We start from the raw sequence: 16,310 nt of genomic DNA on the forward strand, positions 1-16,310 counted from the left end.
TCCCTCATTCAGAGATGTTTTACCTGATTTGCTTAGTAATTTATAACAAGGTTTTCACATAATGCCAAAAAAGAATCAAAATTCAGCGGGAGGAAAGAAAAAAAACCTCACCATTCTTCTTCTTCTGTTAATCATGACAGGCACGTGTGTGATCGCTGGTTATACATTATATGAAATGAAGAGCATCAAGCAGCTGGCAGTGGACGGTGCGCCTGAACAGACCGTTTCCATTGAATCTGTGGTACCGGTCTATATTCCACTGGAAACCTTCACTGTCAGTCTGAAACCTACGCAGCGTGAGAACGACCGTATCCTGTACATTGGCCTGACCTTGCGCGTTCGGGATGATAAATCCCAGGAGTTGATCGAGAAATATCTACCTGAAGTGCGCAGTCGTTTACTGGTGCTATTTTCTAAGCAAACGGCAGATGAATTATCTACTGATGATGGGAAATATCAATTGGTCGATAATATTAAAACAGTCATGAATAAACCCCTTGCGGCTGACCAAAGCGCGGTCGTTACTGACGTATTATTCAATGCATTCATATTACGGTAATTTCAATGTCTGACAGTTCATTATCTCAGGCTGAAATTGATCGCCTGTTGAACGGAGGAAGCAGCACCGATAGCGAAACTGAAATAACCCAATCGCCGCTGGGCGAAGGCGTAAAACCTTACGATCCCAATATTCAGCGGCGTGTCATTCGCGAACGTTTACATTCTCTTGAGATTATTAATGAACGTTTCGCGCGTCAGTTTCGAATTGGTTTATTTAACCTGCTTCGTCGTAGCCCGGATGTTACGGCCGGAAACATTAAAATACAGCCCTACCATGAGTTTGCCCGAAATCTGCCGGTGCCAACTAACCTGAACCTGGTTCATATGAACCCGCTAAGGGGGACGGCACTGTTTGCTTTCTCGCCAAATCTGGTCTTTATGGCGGTGGATAACCTGTTTGGCGGTGACGGTCGTTTCCCGACGAAAGCGGACGGTCGTGAATTTACGCCAACGGAACAGCGGATCATTCAGCGGATTATGACGATGGCACTTGAGGCCTACGACTATGGCTGGAGTACCATTTACAAGCTAAAAACGGAATATGTTCGTGCGGAAGTGCAGGTGAAGTTTACCAACATCACTTCTTCACCCAACGACATTGTGGTGACGACGCCGTTCTACGTTGAGATTGGCGCGCACCGTGGGGAGTTCGAAATTTGCATTCCCTTCAGCATTATTGAGCCATTGCGTGAATTACTGACTAATCCACCCGTGGAAAATTCGAAACAGGAAGATGCGCAGTGGCGACAAACGCTGGCCTCCCAGGTTCGGGCGACCGAGCTGGAACTGGTGGCGAATTTTTCAGAGATCGAGACCCGACTCTCCCGGATTATGCAGCTGAAACAGGGCGATATTATCCCTGTCGATAAACCGGAAAATATTGAAGCCTTTGTCGGCGGTGTTCCCGTGCTGTCCGGTAAATACGGCTGCGTGAACAACCAGTACGCTCTGAAGGTAGAGCAGATGATGAACCCTGTTTTAGGATCTTTTAAGAAGGAGTAATTGCTGATGAGTAACATCACCCCATCCTCTGGTGGCGATAAGGAATCCATTGACGATCTCTGGGGAGATGCAATGAGCGAGCAATTATCCACTGAGAGCAGTGCTGCGGCGCCGCTTTCCGCCAAAGATAATCTGGCTGCGCATTTTTCACAGGATCTGGACCTTATTCTCGATATTCCGGTCAAAATGACGGTGGAATTAGGCCGTACAAAAATGACTGTGAAGGAATTACTGAGCCTGAGCCAGGGGTCGGTTGTGGCACTGGAAGGCCTCGCCGGAGAACCGCTGGATATTTTAATTAATGGTTATTTGATCGCACAGGGAGAAGTGGTGGTGGTATCCGACAAGTTCGGTATCCGTATCACGGACATTATTACTCCTTCGGAGCGAATGCATCGTTTGAGTAGATAATGAAGAGTCATACCCTTACTGAGATTCAAACATCAATTCCTAATGTCGATAACAGCCCGCCAGGCTCTGTTCTTTTCAACGTCGGTGGCGCGCTATGCTTAATCATTCTGTTTATCGCCGGCATTGCATGGATTGCGCGCCGTGCTGGTTTTGCTCCCCATGCGATTCGCGGCAACAAACTTCTTACGGTGAAAAGTAGCCAGTCGCTGGGGCAGCGTGAACGTGTCGTTATTGTCGAAGTTGATGACAAATGGCTGCTGCTGGGGGTGACGCCGTCCAGTATCAACTGTCTCGCCACTCTGGAAAAACGCGATGATGAGCCGCAGGATGCGGTGGCCTCGCGCACGATTGATTTTCAGTCGGTGTTAAGCAATATGCTGAAAAAGCGCAAAACGGAGCCAACAGAATGAGTTTGTTCAGGCATCCGTCTCGCAGCGGCTGGACGCTGCTGTCAGTACATCTTTTGCTGGCGATCGGACTTCTGCTGTCCGTGGATCCCGCCCAGGCCGCAAACAGCGATTTAATGCTGACGCGCTCTGACAGCGGAGAATCGTGGTCGCTTCCGGTGCAGACGCTGGTTTTACTGACCTCGATTACGTTTTTACCTGCCATTTTGTTGATGATGACAGGCTTTACGCGAATCATTATCGTGCTGGGTCTGCTGCGAAATGCGCTTGGCACGCCCTCAACGCCGCCGAATCAGGTACTGCTTGGGCTGGCGCTGTTCCTCACGTTTTACGTGATGTCGCCGGTGTTTAATGATATTCATCGCGACGCGTGGGTGCCCCTGACTGAAGATAAGATCTCGCTTGAAACCGCGCTGGATCGTGCGGTGGTGCCGCTGAAGTCGTTCATGATGGCGCAAACCCGTGAAACAGACCTGGCGCTGTACACGCGTATTGCGAAGTCTGAAAATTTCGATACGCCTGCTGACGTACCGCTGAATATTTTGCTGCCTGCGTTTGTCACCAGCGAGCTTAAAACGGGTTTCCAGATTGGTTTTACCGTCTTCATCCCTTTTCTGATTATCGACCTGGTGGTCGCGAGCGTCCTGATGGCGCTGGGTATGATGATGGTTCCTCCGGCGACGATTTCACTGCCGTTCAAACTGATGCTCTTCGTGCTGGTCGACGGCTGGCAGCTGTTAATGGGCTCGCTGGCTCAAAGTTTCTTTAGTTAGACAGGATAAAAAATGACACCTGAAAGCGTAATGGCGATGGGATTTCAGGCCGTGAAGGTCGGCCTGATGATTGCGGCGCCTCTTTTGGTGACTGCATTGCTGACTGGTTTGACCATCAGTATTTTGCAGGCCTCCACACAAATTAATGAAATGACGCTGTCGTTCATTCCGAAGATCCTCATGATTCTGGCGGTGGCGATTTGCCTCGGCCCGTGGATGATGAGTCTTTTTCTTGATTATATGCGTACGTTGTACAGCAACTTACCCTACATGATCGGTTAGGGTCATGCTTACTCTGCCCGTTGAGAGCCTGTATCAGCAAATCAGCCATGTTTTTTGGCCTACGCTCAGGGTATTGGCTATCTTCACTACCGCGCCTATTTTTAATGAGACTGAAGTTCCGAAAAAGGTGAAGGTTGGCCTCGCCATAATTATTGCGTTCCTTATTAGCCGTAATTTACCCGACGAAAATCTGGTCATGATTTCCTATCAGGGATTATGGGTGACCGCGCAGCAGTTAATGATTGGCGCAGCAATGGGATTAACCGTTCAGCTAATTTTTGTTACGGTAAGAACCGCGGGTGAAATTATGGGCCTGCAAATGGGATTGTCATTCGCGACTTTTTTTGATCCTTCCGGCGGCGGCAATATGCCGGTGATAGCCAGGATACTGAATCTGTTGGCGACCCTGTTGTTTCTGTCATTTAATGGCCATCTGTGGTTTTTAACAATCCTCAGCGAAAGTTTTACCGTCCTGCCCGTAAACAGTGATGCTGCGGTGGATACCAGCGGTTTTTATTATTTAGCCCATGTCACCGGGTTAGTTTTCCGCTGCGGGTTAATGTTAGGCTTGCCCATTATTACCCTGCTGCTGTCGATTAACTTTACGCTTGGCCTGCTGAACCGTCTGACGCCGCAACTCTCTATCTTTGTCGTGGGCTTCCCGCTAACCCTGTCGACAGGAATGACCGCGTTGACGCTGGAGATGTATACGCTGTCGCCGTTCATTGAGAGCCTGATGGCTGATATCTTTAACCATCTCTCAGTTATTATTATCATGCTAAGCGGTGGATGATTTTTCTGTATTTATTTTGCACACACTTTTGCTCGCTTTTCCCCCGGTTGCTGAAGGATATAATTATTGCATCCGCAGAGAGAATGATTAGGATCGACATGTCAGACGTATAAAAATAATAGTTCCTGACGTGGTGTGTTTTTTAGATTTATATCCATGGCACAACAACATTAATTTTAATCACCTCCATCTGTCACTGACTCTGGGTAATATATGAAAGAATATAGCATTTCTGCGCTTATAAAAGGGGTACTGTTCGTTCTGTGTCTCGGTATTGTTACCGTTTCGCTGTACTCGATTAAATCGATGTATAACGTCAGTGATACTTTCAGCAATCTGGAAGCGGACACAGATAAACTTCGCGATTTGCGTTTAATGAGTGTCCATCTGACCATGGCCAGAGGCGACCTTAACTTTGTCCATAATGATACCCATGCCAGCAAGGAGCTGCTCGATCGAAAAGTCATTGCCGTACGTGACAGTATCGGAAATGCTAAAAAATATGCCGATGCCTTTTACCATGCTGAAGGGATCGACGATCGCGGCGCGCAGCTGACACAGGCTATCTATCAGCGCTTCAATGACCTGATTGACGGGTATAACGGCAACCTGAAACAGCTGGAAGCTTATATTAACAGCGGCTTCAATAATGGCGCGAGGGAAACGGCGCTGGACCAGGCCATTGAAGAGTACGCCACCTACAGCAAAACGCGCAGCAACCGCTATATAGACGAGTTTGAAGCCAGCCGCTCCTCTTACATTATGGTGGCTATTATTCTGCTCTGTGCCGCCGTGGCGCTCTCTGTATACTTCTGGTTCATCATTAAACGTAATGTTTTTCAGCGCCTTACGTTGACCGCGACGATGCTGCAAAAAATTGGCAAAGGCGAGCTTTACCATCAGTTTGAGATCGGATCGCGCAATGAAATTGGCTTGATGCTGGTGTCTTTGCAGGAGATGAAAGATTCACTGATTAGCATGATCTCTTCGGTTCGTTTGAAGTCCGATCACCTGAATAACGAAGCGGTAAACATTGAACGCGGCAACCTTGAGTTAGCGTCACGTACAGAGCAGCAGGCCAGCGCACTGCATCAGACAGCCGCGAGTATGGAAGAGATAAAAACCATCGTCGCCAACAATGCGGAAAACGCGCGCCAGGCGAACGACCTGGTGCAGCAGGCGCGCAGCACGGCGGGCAGCGGGTCTGAGGTGATGTCAGACGTTGTCATTACGATGGATAAGATTTTGTCCAGCGCGCGAAAAATTTCCGAAATCAATAATGTGATTGACGGAATTGCGAATCAGACCAATATCCTGGCGCTGAACGCCGCCGTTGAGGCTGCCCGCGCCGGGGAGCAGGGGCGCGGTTTTTCCGTGGTGGCAACGGAAGTCCGTCATCTGGCCAAACGCAGCGCTGACGCTGCAAAAGAGATCAGTTCGCTTATTAATGACTCGATGAAAAATGTCGATGACGGCGCACGATTGATTGAAGACGCCGGTACCACAATGCAGGAGATCGTGGCTTCCGTTACCCACGTCAGCGACATTATGCTGGAGATCACTCAGGCTTCTAAGGAACAAAGTTCGGGGATCAGCCAGATTTCTGAGGCCGTTAACGAGATGGATCTCGCGACCCAGCAAAATGCGACGCTGGTCGAGCAGTCTGCGCAAATCACCCGGGACATGAATAACCTGGCGAAGGCGTTGTTTGATACCGTCGCGGTGTTCCATGTGGATGAAAACCCGCCCGCGCGGGAAGAACGTCCTGTCGTTGCACTGAAAACGCCGTCTAAAAAATCTCAGTCGACCAGACAGAAAATACGTGCGGAAGAGGGCACCTGGACCGAGTTCTAATCCTTAGTGAAATACGATAACGCCAGCTTGTCTGGCGTTTTTTATCCAGAAGCGCCGTAAAACCCCGTTCTTTTAGGTCGGGGATATAAGGCTTGCCGTTGACCTTCTACCTAATCGTTTCTTGATTTTTACATAAAGCAGCACAAAATGTAAGCCATGAAACGTGCATATAAATACAGATTCTATCCTACTCCCGATCAGGTTGAGCTTTTGGCTCAAACGTTCGGTTGTGTGCGTTTTGTCTATAACAGCATCTTGCGCTGGCGCACTGACGCGTACTATGACCGACAAGAGAAGATCGGCTATACGCAAGCCAGCGCACGATTAACCGCACTGAAAAAAGAGTCAGAATTTGCCTGGCTTAATGACGTTTCAAGCGTCCCGCTACAGCAAGCGCTACGCCACCAACAAGCCGCCTTTTCCAACTTCTTTGCAGGGCGGGCGAAATATCCGACCTTCAAAAGCAAGCGCCATAAACAGGCGGCTACGCTGACCGATGCCGCGTTTAAATACCGCGACGGCAAGCTATACATGGCAAAGAGCAAAACGCCTTTAGACGTGCGTTGGTCGCGCCCTTTGCCGTCCGTGCCGTCTACCGTCAACGTGTCCAAAGATTCAGCGGGGCGCTACTTTGTTTCGTGCCTCTGCGAGTTTGAACCTGTATCACTGCCGATCACCGCGAAAACGGTCGGCATTGATGTTGGTTTAACAGATTTGTTCGTCACTGATACCGGATTCAAAACTGGCAATCTCCGCCACACCGCTAAATATGCGAAGCGTCTCGCGTTGCTACAGCGCCGTTTGAGCAAGAAGAAAAAAGGCTCAACGAACCGCGCCAAAGTCGCCCGCATCCACGCGAAAATTGCTGATTGCCGACGGGATAACTTGCACAAGCTATCCCGCAAACTCATTAACGAGAATCAAGTTGTTTGCGTCGAATCCCTGAAAGTGAAAAACATGATCCGCAATCCGAAACTATCCAAAGCGATAGCAGACGCAAGCTGGCGCGAATTCGTTCGCCAGCTTGAATATAAGGGCGAATGGTCGGGGCGATCAGTGGTCGCAATTGACCAGTTTTTCCCGTCCTCAAAACGCTGTAGCGGTTGCGGCTATACCATGCCAAAAATGGCGCTTAACGTTCGTTCGCTCGTGGGTATGTCCTGAATGTGGGGCTAACCATGATCGTGACGTAAACGCCGCGAAGAATATAAAAGCGGTCGGGCTGGCCGCGTTAGCTTGTGGAGAGTCTGTAAATCCTAAAGCCGCTTAAAGTGGTTTAGGTTCGACTCCGCGAAACAAGAATCCCCTTCCTTTAGGGAGGGGAGTGTCAAATCAAGCTGTCGAATACGGTTGACATCCTCCATGCCCTGAAGGACGTGGATTCCTGCTACGTTCAGGCTGTCGCCTGAATCATTTCGGTGGGTTCCTGCTTCAACGGGCGGCCTGACTGCACCATCCCTCCACAGGCAAGCACGGCCGTGTCCCGCCGCTAAAATGTTACGAGCGCCGTTTACATCGGCGTTCGCTGTATATCCACACGCCTGACACCTGAATTTACTTTGTGACAGGCGATTTTCTTTCGCTGTATGACCGCAGCACGCGCAACGCTGGCTTGTGTACGCTGGCGGAACAGCCAGTACCTGACCGCCACGCCAGAGCTGCTTGTACTCAAGCTGGCGGGGCATTTCATACCAGCCCTTACTTCGCTTCATCCTGTGGTGGTGCGCCGATTTCCATCGTGCGCCAGTACATCGAACAGCAGCAGACACCTCACTGAAAACCAAGGAGGGCTACGCCGTCCGCGCTATCCTTTCCCGTCCTTTCAGGGCGGGCAGAGTCAAATCCCACCCGATGTCCTTATTTATCATTAGCCTGTGAGAAATCCCATTCAGGGACGATATTCTCATGCCTCTGTCAGGTTCGTTCGGTCCGATACCTCTCTTTTGCGTAACCCTGCCGTGCTAAACCAGAGGCAAGGGGCCAAATTGGGTTAGCGGGAACGGGTGAAGGTGACCGGTTCACCGGTACCGTCTCAGACCGCCGATAGATTGCGTGGGTTTGCCGGTTCTGTGAAGGTTGACTCTCCGGACGTGATGCCCGGAGGACTTTTACTCGTGCTCTGAGAAAAAAAATCCCCCTGTGCCGAAACACTGGGGGAGGCGTTTTATCTTACGTTTTCCCGGCCCTGATGGTCAGAAAATCAGAACTGTTCCCAGCTGTCGTTTTCTTTGCTGCTATCCGTGGTTACCAGCGAGCGCGTTTTAGAACCTTCCAGAACACGCGGCGATTTTTTTTCGACAGTGCGGTTAGAGAGTTCATTCGCGTAGCTGTCCTGTAAACCTTCGCTGATATGGAACACGGCTACGGCTTTATTCAGACGGCTTGCCTGAGCTTCCAGTTCAGCAGAGGCTGCAGCAGACTCTTCCACAAGGGAGGTATTCTGCTGAGTCACGCGATCCATTTCTGCAACAGCGATACCGACCTGTTGAATGCCGTTGCTTTGCTCTTCAGAAGCACAGGCAATCTCATTCATGATGTCAGTGACGTTGCTGATAGCATTGATAATGTCACCCATCGTTTCGCCGGCATTTTCCGCAAATTTGGCACCGCAGGAGATCTTATTAACGGACTCATCAATGAGGGTTTTGATCTCTTTTGCTGCCTGAGCGCTGCGCTGGGCGAGGTTACGTACCTCACTGGCGACGACGGCAAAGCCCCGGCCCTGCTCACCGGCGCGGGCAGCCTCAACGGCGGCGTTCAGCGCCAGGATATTGGTCTGGAAGGCAATCCCATCAATAACGCTGGTGATCTCTGCAATTTTCTGCGAGCTGTCGGCAATATCATTCATCGTCATTACGACATTTTCGACCACTTTCCCACCTTGTCCGGCGGTTTCAGATGCACTGTGCGCCAGCTGACTCGCCTGCTGGGCATTTTCGGCATTCTGCTTAACGGTCGCCGTCAGTTCTTCCATGCTGGCTGCGGTTTCTTCCAGCGAAGCGGCCTGTTGTTCAGTACGTGCAGAAAGATCGCTGTTGCCGTTCGCGATTTCCGTCGCGCCGGTATAGATAGCATTTGCACCGGTACGGACTTCACCCACCGTTTTAGCCAGCGCTTTTTGCATGTCGCGCAGACGGGTCGCAATTTGCCCCATCTCGTTGGTGCCTTCAACACCTATCGATGTGATGAGATCGCCTCCGGAAATGCTCTTAATGCCGTCGAGGATCTTGTTCATCGGCGCAATCAGAATGGTTTTAATGCCGTACAAACTGATGATGATAATGGAGGTCGTTACCATTAAGAGGCCCAGGGTAGACCAGAACGCGGTATTGGATGATTGCTCGGTCTGCGTCGCCAGATAGTTTGAAATGCGCTCGACTTCTTTACGATACTCGCTCAGTGATGACTCGAAAGCGTCGTGATGAACTTGAGTCGGGTATTCCAGAAAACCATTAATATCATTGGTTTTTAGGAGTTGAATCACCTCAGAAAGGCCTTTGGCGTAAGCGTCGAAATCTTTGGCCAACGTATCAACAATGCCTGTTGTAACTAATGGGTTAGAGGGGGCGTTCTGGAAGTCATTCCAGTAACGTTGAGAATCTTTTAACTCTGATTCGGCCTGAATCAGAAGCTCACGAACCTGAGGGTCTGTAGACTGGTTGTTTTCCTGCGTTAAGGAGCGGGAGCTACGGTTAATAGTGACGCGCGACTCCAGCATTGAGGCCCATGCCTGGTTAATAAAGTCAGCACGATTATTCAGGCGTGTCATTGTCTCCAGAGCATCATTGCTCGTACTTTGCGCTCGGATGGAAAGACCGGAAGAAAGAACCTGAAATGTCAGCAGGATGACCAGAAGGATGATTAAGCTGGTAGAGATTTTAACACGATTTAACATGGTATTGATCCAGAGTAAAGAGATGTACCTCAGTTAGCCTTCAGACAAGAAATCCGGAGCTTCTCGCTCCGGATTTCATCATTTATGACTGCCAACTTAACGCAGCAAGGACAGTACGTTTTGCGGAACCTGGTTTGCCTGGGAGAGAACGGAGATACCGGCAGACTGCAGGATATTCGCGCGGCTCATTTCAGACACTTCAGAAGCGAAGTCCGCGTCCAGGATACGGGAGCGGGATTCGGACAGGTTGTTAACGGTGCTGTTCAGGTTGCTGATAACAGAATCGAAACGGTTCTGGGTGGCACCCAGGGAAGAACGCAGTTCGTCAACCTGAGCCATGGCCTGGTCGATGGTGTCCAGCTGAGTGGTCATGGCCAGATGAGTCGCGGTGACGTCTACACCAACATCGAATTTATCTGCCAGCGCATCTTCGCTCAGGTCAACTTTAATAGTCGTAGCCACGGTGTCGCCATCTTCATCCTGACCTACCGCGAAGTAAGTCACGTTACCGCCCGCGTCGGTGGTGGAGTAGATTTCCGCATTGTCTAACTCGGAAGCCGTTTTCATAGCCGCCAGCGCAGCGTCATCCAGCTTGAAGCTTTCGCCACCTTGCACAACGCTCGCACCAGCGGTGACATGGGTCGCGACGCTGGTGACGTCAAAGCCTGTCATGCCGAGAGTGGACGAGTCCACTTTGTTCAGGTTGATGTCGATGGTCTGGCCGTCGTTGGAACCAACCTGAATACCCAGAGTCTGGTCAGCGCTCAGAACCTTCACGCCGTTGAACTCGGTCTGTTCGGAGATACGGTTGATTTCTTCCAGACGGGCGTTGATTTCGTCCTGGATGGATTTACGGTCAGACTCGGAGTTGGTGCCGTTCTGAGCCTGAACGGTCAGACGACGGATGTTCTGAAGGTTATCGTTGACTTCGTTCAGCGCGCCTTCAGTGGTCTGTGCGATGGAGATACCGTCGTTGGCGTTACGTGACGCCTGGGTCAGACCGGTGATGTTGGCGGTGAAACGGTTGCTGATAGCCTGGCCGGCAGCATCATCTTTTGCGCTGTTGATACGCAGACCGGAAGATAGACGCTCAANTGCCGTTCTGAGCCTGAACGGTCAGACGACGGATGTTCTGAAGGTTATCGTTGACTTCGTTCAGCGCGCCTTCAGTGGTCTGTGCGATGGAGATACCGTCGTTGGCGTTACGTGACGCCTGGGTCAGACCGGTGATGTTGGCGGTGAAACGGTTGCTGATAGCCTGGCCGGCAGCATCATCTTTTGCGCTGTTGATACGCAGACCGGAAGATAGACGCTCAATGGAGGTGCCGAGAGCGGACTGAGATTTGTTCAGGTTGTTCTGAGCAACCAGGCTGAGGGCGTTAGTATTGATAACTTGAGACATGTCTTCTCCTTGATGATTGCTCTGGAGGCAGGCATTTCGTGCTGCCGTCTAGAATAAACATCGGTGGAAAATGAAATTACTGAAATTTTTTTGGCGGAAAAGTGACAGAAAAAAATAAACACAAAGATATTATCCCCTCTTAACGAGAGCTTCCGGGCGGTTTTATCAGGGAAAAAACGTGATATCCATGACAAACGAATGTGACCATGATGGCAAAAGGGGAATTCAGTTCGGTGAAAAATAGCGGCATAGCATTTTGCTATGCCGCTTCAGAAGGGATGGCGGAGAAGATACGGTTAGCGCCGGACTGCCTGAATTATGCTTCTTCGTTGCCTTCCTCTTCGTCGTGACGGGGAGCACAAATCACGCGGTTTTTACCCTGATGTTTTGCTTCATACAGCAAAGCATCAATGCGGGCAATGAAGGCCTCGGGATCTTCGCGTTCCCAGCTGCCCATCCCCGCACTGAATGTCACTTTCAGACCCTTTTCACGCCAGTCGTGTTCTTCGACCGCGACGCGCCATTGATTGAGTTGTTCTTCCGCCCATTCCGGGTCGTCGCTTTCAAAGACCACGGCCATTTCTTCCCCGCCGTAGCGGAAGAGTAGCGCGCCGCTGAATTCGACCACCTTCATGCCGGCTTCCGCTACTTTGCGAAGCACGATATCACCGAAGATATGGCCATAGGTGTCATTGAGCGATTTGAAGTTATCGATGTCCACCATTGCCAGACAGAACGGTTTTTTCGATATGACATTTTGCGCCAGTTTCTCATCGAACGCCCGGCGGTTAAGCAGGCCGGTAAGCTCGTCCGTCGTGGACTGCTTGCGGAAGGTCTCTACTTTTTGGCTATTGTTAATTAATTCCTGCGCCATTACTTCTTCGGTCGCATTGAACGGCGTACCCGAATTGATGCTGGAGATCACGCGCATAAACATATTTTTCATTACCGACTGCACGAGAAGCCAACAAATGATGATCATCACAACCGAAATGACCTGAGCATAGATAACTTTCGAGCTTTCTTCCCACACGATCGCGGAGAGTATTTTTTCTTCAACCTTATAAATGAACAACCAGTCGGGATTAGTATAGGAATAGTAGTAAAAGTAATTTTTGTTATCTTTGTCATAGACGAATCCCGACGCGTTACGCATTTTTGCAATAACATTTTCCGGGACCAATACTTCATTTTTAAGTGACGGGTCTGGATGAATAACCACGCCGCCTTTCCGCGTAACGATAAAGGATTCACCTTCCAGCGGCGTCACTTTCTGGCGCAGGGCGTGGCCCATTTTTTTAATATCAACTTCAAATGACAGAATAGCCGTCATAACTGCTTGCTTATCGTAAGTTGGAACTGAAATGTTAACTTTACGTTCGCCGGTATACAGATCTAAATAAGGCTGGCTATAGGTAATAGATGAAAATGATGACGAATCATTTATATACCACGGTAATTCACGAAGCGTTGCCCCCTGGTTTTCATGGCTGGAAAAGTGAGAGGGGATAGTCAAAATCTCATCGTTTTTATCGATAAGAGAAATGTTAGAGACGCCCGGCAGGAGTGACAGAGCCCTGAGTAAGTTATCTTTGAACGTCGAGTCGCTAACGCTTTTAAGATCGGTAAAGCTGCCGTCTCTGGTGAGCACTTTTGACATCGATGTGATTGAGTGCTCCATCATTTGCAGCGTATTTTCAGTTTGACCACGAGCAAAGTTGTAAACAAAGGTGTTGTTAACTTTATGATAAGATTTACGGATGTCATCCAGTTGTTTTTGTGCAATGAAAAAACAAAAAGCAATAAACATCATAAATATTATCAAAAAGCTTAAGTTCAACGTTCGGCTAAAATTTACCTGCCTTTTACTCGAGTTACTCACTACTCATCTCCGGCGTCCTGGCTGAAAAAACAGACGATTATAAATGTGAGATCTATAATCCATCAACTTTATCATGAACTAGTTGTTTGTAATGTTACGTCTTTTCGACATAAAGTTATGAAAACATGAGGGGTATTACTATATAATACTTCAGTAAGGTTGGAGTATCAACAGAGTAACGGCTGGTTGCTATTTGAAAAATAGAATATTCCTGCTCTTATACGGCAGAAATGTGAAAAACTTAAATGTATTATTCTGAATTATTCGGTTTTTATTTATGGGGATGAACTGAAATTTAAATCGCGATTTAAAAAATATCAAATAATTCAGGCACATTAATACTAAAATCTCGCCAGGAAAGTCGTTACTTTTCCCCGCTATGAACGAATTGCTACGTTGTCATGATGCGGGCATCGTCCATCACATTTAAAACCGTGATTTTTCCAGACGGTTTGAGCCGCCCGGTAATTCAGCATTGCTGCTGGTTATTCATTGTACAGCCAGACATCACGACTCATTCGGTTTGGGTACGGGGGTTACCGCCTGTCATGGGGCCTGCGGAAGGAGGAATGTGTTTGACATTGCAGTGTATAGTATTTGCTATACATAACCCTTATGCTATGCTTGTAAAGCAATTGCTATACAAGAGGTTCAATGTATGAAATCAGATGTTCAGCTCAATCTTAGAGCGAAGGAATCCCAGCGGGCACTTATCGATGCCGCCGCAGAAATCCTTCACAAATCACGCACAGACTTTATCCTGGAAATGGCGTGCCAGGCTGCAGAGAATGTCATTCTCGATCGTCGGGTATTCAATTTTAATGATGAACAATATGCCGAATTCATCGGTATGCTCGATACTCCGGTCAGAGATGATCCAGCCATCAATAAGCTGCTTGCAAGGAAAACTCAGTGGGACGAATAACTGCACCAGAACCTTTATCTGGTTCCCATCAGCTGGCGGAGTTTGTAAGCGGAGAGGCTGTGCTCGATGAATGGTTAAAGCAAAGAGGGATAAAAAATCAGACTATCGGTGCTGCCAGGACGTTTGTTGTCTGTAAGAAAGACACGAAACAGGTGGTTGGTTTTTACTCGCTGGCAACAGGTAGCGTCAACCACACCGAAGCCACCGGTAGTCTGCGTCGTAACATGCCTGATCCTATACCCGTAATCATACTTGCTCGTCTGGCCGTCGATCTTGCATTTCGGGGCAAAGGGCTTGGCGCCGATCTTCTGCACGATGCGGTACGGGGCTGCGGATGTTTTCCTGGACTGTTATGTTGTGATCCCAAGATGCTGCCGGTACTTCACCGGGCTCATTGCACCCAATGATAACTTGATGCGCTTCTCGTTATACCAGCGTATGTACCTGTCCAGGAAGCAGATAAATTTTTCCTGCGTGATGCCTGCCCAGTTTCTGCCGTAGAACATTTCATTTTTGACCCGCCCGAAGAAGCCTTCACACGCCGCATTATCCGACGAGCATCCTTTGCGCGACATAGACCTTATAAGTCCGAATCTGTTGATACGATCAAGCCAGCCCGGCCATCGATAATGGCCACCCCGATCGCTGTGTATCACCGGTTTGTCATTTGCGTTCAGCGTATCGAGCGCATCATCGAGCATGGTATTCACCAGCGTCGCGTCCGGACGTGTTCCTATCGACCAGCTCACTACCTGGCCGTCAAAGCAGTCGATAACCGGCGACAGATAGACTTTTCCAGCCGGAAGCTGGAACTCGGTAATATCGGTCAGCCACTTTTCATTTGGCCTGCAGGAACTAAAATCCCGGGCGAGCAGATTTTCCGGTGCCGGGCTGATTTCTCCGCAGTAAGAACTGTATCGCCGTCGCCTCGTACGCTTAACTACGAGCTGTTCTTCTGCCATCAGTCTGCGGACGACCTTCTCAGAAATAACCCTGTTGTTACCACGAAGCATCGCGTGAAGACGCCGGTAGCCGTAACAGCGGTAATTCTCTTCAAAGATATCAGCCATGATCACGCGTATTTCCGCATACTTATCATGCAGGCGCTGGCTGGCTTTGTGGTAAAAATAGCAGCTACGGGCAAGTTGCAGAACGTTCAGTAACTCAGTAACGGGATACGTTTCCTTAAGGGCATCAACGATCTGGGTTTTCTCCCTGTTCTTCAGGGTCAGAAGGCTGATGCCCACGTCTTTTTTTATCAGTTCATTCGCTTTTGTCAGTATGTCACGTTCGAGCTGCAGTTGATGAATCTGCTGTCTGAGCTGCTGGATTTCTTCCTGCAGCTCATCCTGTTTTTTGTCGTGAGAAACGCTATTTCGTTTGCGCATGGAGCGATAAGCCTCGTCACTGATAAGGTCTTTCTTCCATTTGTACAGGACCGGAACGCTGACGCCTATGCTTTGTGCCACTTTACGCGCGGTTCCGCGCCTGCTACAGAGCTCACGAACGGCCTGAGACCTTTCTTCCGGACTGAAGCATTTATTCGTGCCTGAGCGAATAACCAAAGGACGGCTGTTAGGGTAAAACTTCTGAATCCAGGATTTGAGAACCTCGTTGCTGGGGTAACCGATGGCGCGACGAGTGAACGACAGGCATCCACCATGAGTGAGATAATGCTCAACAGCAGCAATTTTCTGCGCACGTGAATAGCGCTCCCTTGGCTTTAAATCTCTGGGTAAATCGCCCTTCTCTTCATAAATCTGAACCCAACGCCTGAGTTGCTTTGTGGACGGATATCCCAGCTCTCTGACAACCGCAGAGGTCTTTTTACCGTATCGGTAATAGAGTTCGACGGCCCGGATACGATCCTCGTATGAATGCATAAATTAACTCCTGACGGTCCAGGAATTCGTCCGCACCCCCAAGCCCGACATAACGATGAAGTTGTAATCTGAACGTGGTCACTGCCAGAGAATCTTCTGACAACGGTAATGCAATGGAATCCGCAGCAACATCATAGAGATGTTCAAGAAACTGCTTTTTATACTGTTTCCTGCCAACAACATCCCATGACTGTTTTACAAACAAATCCCGGTTCAATGATGTAATACAAGACGGTGTAG

General features: G+C 49.2%; 14 protein-coding genes and 5 pseudogenes. 12 read left to right on the top strand and 7 right to left on the bottom strand.

The features are described 5' to 3' along the window. Positions 1 to 61 precede the first annotated feature (61 nt). From fliL to C3432_RS26245, 9 genes and pseudogenes are all read left to right on the top strand, one after another. A complete protein-coding gene (gene fliL, locus C3432_RS26205; RefSeq protein ID WP_103780414.1) occupies positions 62 to 559 on the top strand; it encodes a flagellar basal body-associated protein FliL in 498 nt (165 codons plus the stop codon). 5 nt (positions 560 to 564) lie between these two features. Beyond that, positions 565 to 1,563 (top strand): flagellar motor switch protein FliM, encoded by a 999-nt coding sequence (gene fliM / locus C3432_RS26210; protein WP_103780416.1) that lies wholly within the window; start codon positions 565 to 567, stop codon positions 1,561 to 1,563. A 6-nt stretch (positions 1,564 to 1,569) separates the two neighbouring features. Continuing rightward, positions 1,570 to 1,974 carry a flagellar motor switch protein FliN gene (gene fliN, locus C3432_RS26215; protein WP_103780418.1) on the top strand — a complete coding sequence of 135 codons (405 nt, stop codon included), beginning with the start codon at positions 1,570 to 1,572 and terminating at the stop codon, positions 1,972 to 1,974. Next, positions 1,974 to 2,384: a flagellar biosynthetic protein FliO gene (gene fliO, locus C3432_RS26220; RefSeq protein WP_103780420.1), complete on the top strand. Its 411-nt coding sequence runs from the start codon at positions 1,974 to 1,976 to the stop codon at positions 2,382 to 2,384. Before fliN ends, fliO begins: the two co-directional genes overlap by 1 nt. Beyond that, positions 2,381 to 3,154 carry a flagellar type III secretion system pore protein FliP gene (gene fliP / locus C3432_RS26225; protein ID WP_103780422.1) on the top strand — a complete coding sequence of 258 codons (774 nt, stop codon included), beginning with the start codon at positions 2,381 to 2,383 and terminating at the stop codon, positions 3,152 to 3,154. The genes fliO and fliP overlap by 4 nt, the downstream gene beginning before the upstream one ends. Positions 3,155 to 3,166: 12 nt before the next feature. Continuing rightward, the gene (gene fliQ / locus C3432_RS26230) at positions 3,167 to 3,436 is read left to right on the top strand and encodes a flagellar biosynthesis protein FliQ (RefSeq protein WP_103780424.1); all 270 of its coding nucleotides are present in this window, start codon (positions 3,167 to 3,169) and stop codon (positions 3,434 to 3,436) included. A 4-nt stretch (positions 3,437 to 3,440) separates the two neighbouring features. Then, a complete protein-coding gene (gene fliR / locus C3432_RS26235) occupies positions 3,441 to 4,229 on the top strand; it encodes a flagellar biosynthetic protein FliR (RefSeq protein WP_103780426.1) in 789 nt (262 codons plus the stop codon). Between the two features lie 213 nt (positions 4,230 to 4,442). Then, on the top strand, positions 4,443 to 6,083 hold the full coding sequence (locus C3432_RS26240; protein WP_103780428.1) for a methyl-accepting chemotaxis protein: 1,641 nt from the start codon (positions 4,443 to 4,445) through the stop codon (positions 6,081 to 6,083). Positions 6,084 to 6,239: 156 nt separating this feature from the next. After that, positions 6,240 to 7,353: pseudogene (locus C3432_RS26245) on the top strand (RNA-guided endonuclease InsQ/TnpB family protein). Here C3432_RS26245 and C3432_RS26250 read toward each other — a convergent pair. Beyond that, positions 7,340 to 7,768: a zinc ribbon domain-containing protein gene (locus C3432_RS26250; protein WP_374755489.1), complete on the bottom strand. Its 429-nt coding sequence runs from the start codon at positions 7,766 to 7,768 to the stop codon at positions 7,340 to 7,342. The pseudogene C3432_RS26245 and the gene C3432_RS26250 sit on opposite strands and share 14 nt — an antisense overlap. Before the next feature lie 10 nt (positions 7,769 to 7,778). Between C3432_RS26250 and C3432_RS26255 the strand changes: the two are divergent. After that, positions 7,779 to 7,860, top strand: a pseudogene (locus C3432_RS26255) (IS200/IS605 family transposase); the annotation flags it as partial. 423 nt (positions 7,861 to 8,283) lie between these two features. Here the strand turns inward: C3432_RS26255 and C3432_RS28270 are convergent. The 4 genes and pseudogenes from C3432_RS28270 to C3432_RS26275 form a co-directional block, all read right to left on the bottom strand. Further along, on the bottom strand, positions 8,284 to 9,978 hold the full coding sequence (locus C3432_RS28270; protein WP_103780430.1) for a methyl-accepting chemotaxis protein: 1,695 nt from the start codon (positions 9,976 to 9,978) through the stop codon (positions 8,284 to 8,286). 96 nt (positions 9,979 to 10,074) lie between these two features. Continuing rightward, positions 10,075 to 11,085, bottom strand: a pseudogene (locus C3432_RS26265) (FliC/FljB family flagellin); the annotation flags it as partial. Next, a complete protein-coding gene (locus C3432_RS28200; RefSeq protein ID WP_258041664.1) occupies positions 11,069 to 11,380 on the bottom strand; it encodes a flagellin N-terminal helical domain-containing protein in 312 nt (103 codons plus the stop codon). The pseudogene C3432_RS26265 and the gene C3432_RS28200, both read right to left, overlap by 17 nt. Positions 11,381 to 11,696: 316 nt before the next feature. Beyond that, complete coding sequence (locus tag C3432_RS26275; RefSeq protein WP_146050981.1) at positions 11,697 to 13,262, bottom strand: sensor domain-containing diguanylate cyclase; 1,566 nt, start codon at positions 13,260 to 13,262, stop codon at positions 11,697 to 11,699. Positions 13,263 to 13,920: 658 nt separating this feature from the next. On the opposite strand from C3432_RS26275, the gene C3432_RS26280 reads away from it, so the two are divergent. Both C3432_RS26280 and C3432_RS26285 read left to right on the top strand, forming a co-directional pair. Beyond that, positions 13,921 to 14,187 (top strand): type II toxin-antitoxin system TacA family antitoxin, encoded by a 267-nt coding sequence (locus C3432_RS26280; RefSeq protein ID WP_103780436.1) that lies wholly within the window; start codon positions 13,921 to 13,923, stop codon positions 14,185 to 14,187. Further along, positions 14,175 to 14,519 (top strand): annotated as a pseudogene (locus C3432_RS26285) (GNAT family N-acetyltransferase); the annotation flags it as partial. The gene C3432_RS26280 and the pseudogene C3432_RS26285, both read left to right, overlap by 13 nt. Positions 14,520 to 14,537: 18 nt before the next feature. Here the strand turns inward: C3432_RS26285 and C3432_RS26290 are convergent. Both C3432_RS26290 and C3432_RS26295 read right to left on the bottom strand, forming a co-directional pair. Beyond that, positions 14,538 to 16,070: an IS3 family transposase gene (locus tag C3432_RS26290; protein WP_103780438.1), complete on the bottom strand. Its 1,533-nt coding sequence runs from the start codon at positions 16,068 to 16,070 to the stop codon at positions 14,538 to 14,540. Between the two features lie 36 nt (positions 16,071 to 16,106). Next, positions 16,107 to 16,310 (bottom strand): annotated as a pseudogene (locus tag C3432_RS26295) (IS110 family transposase); the annotation flags it as partial.

Source organism: Citrobacter amalonaticus (assembly GCF_002918555.1).
In the GTDB taxonomy this organism is placed as follows: domain Bacteria; phylum Pseudomonadota; class Gammaproteobacteria; order Enterobacterales; family Enterobacteriaceae; genus Citrobacter_C; species Citrobacter_C amalonaticus_A.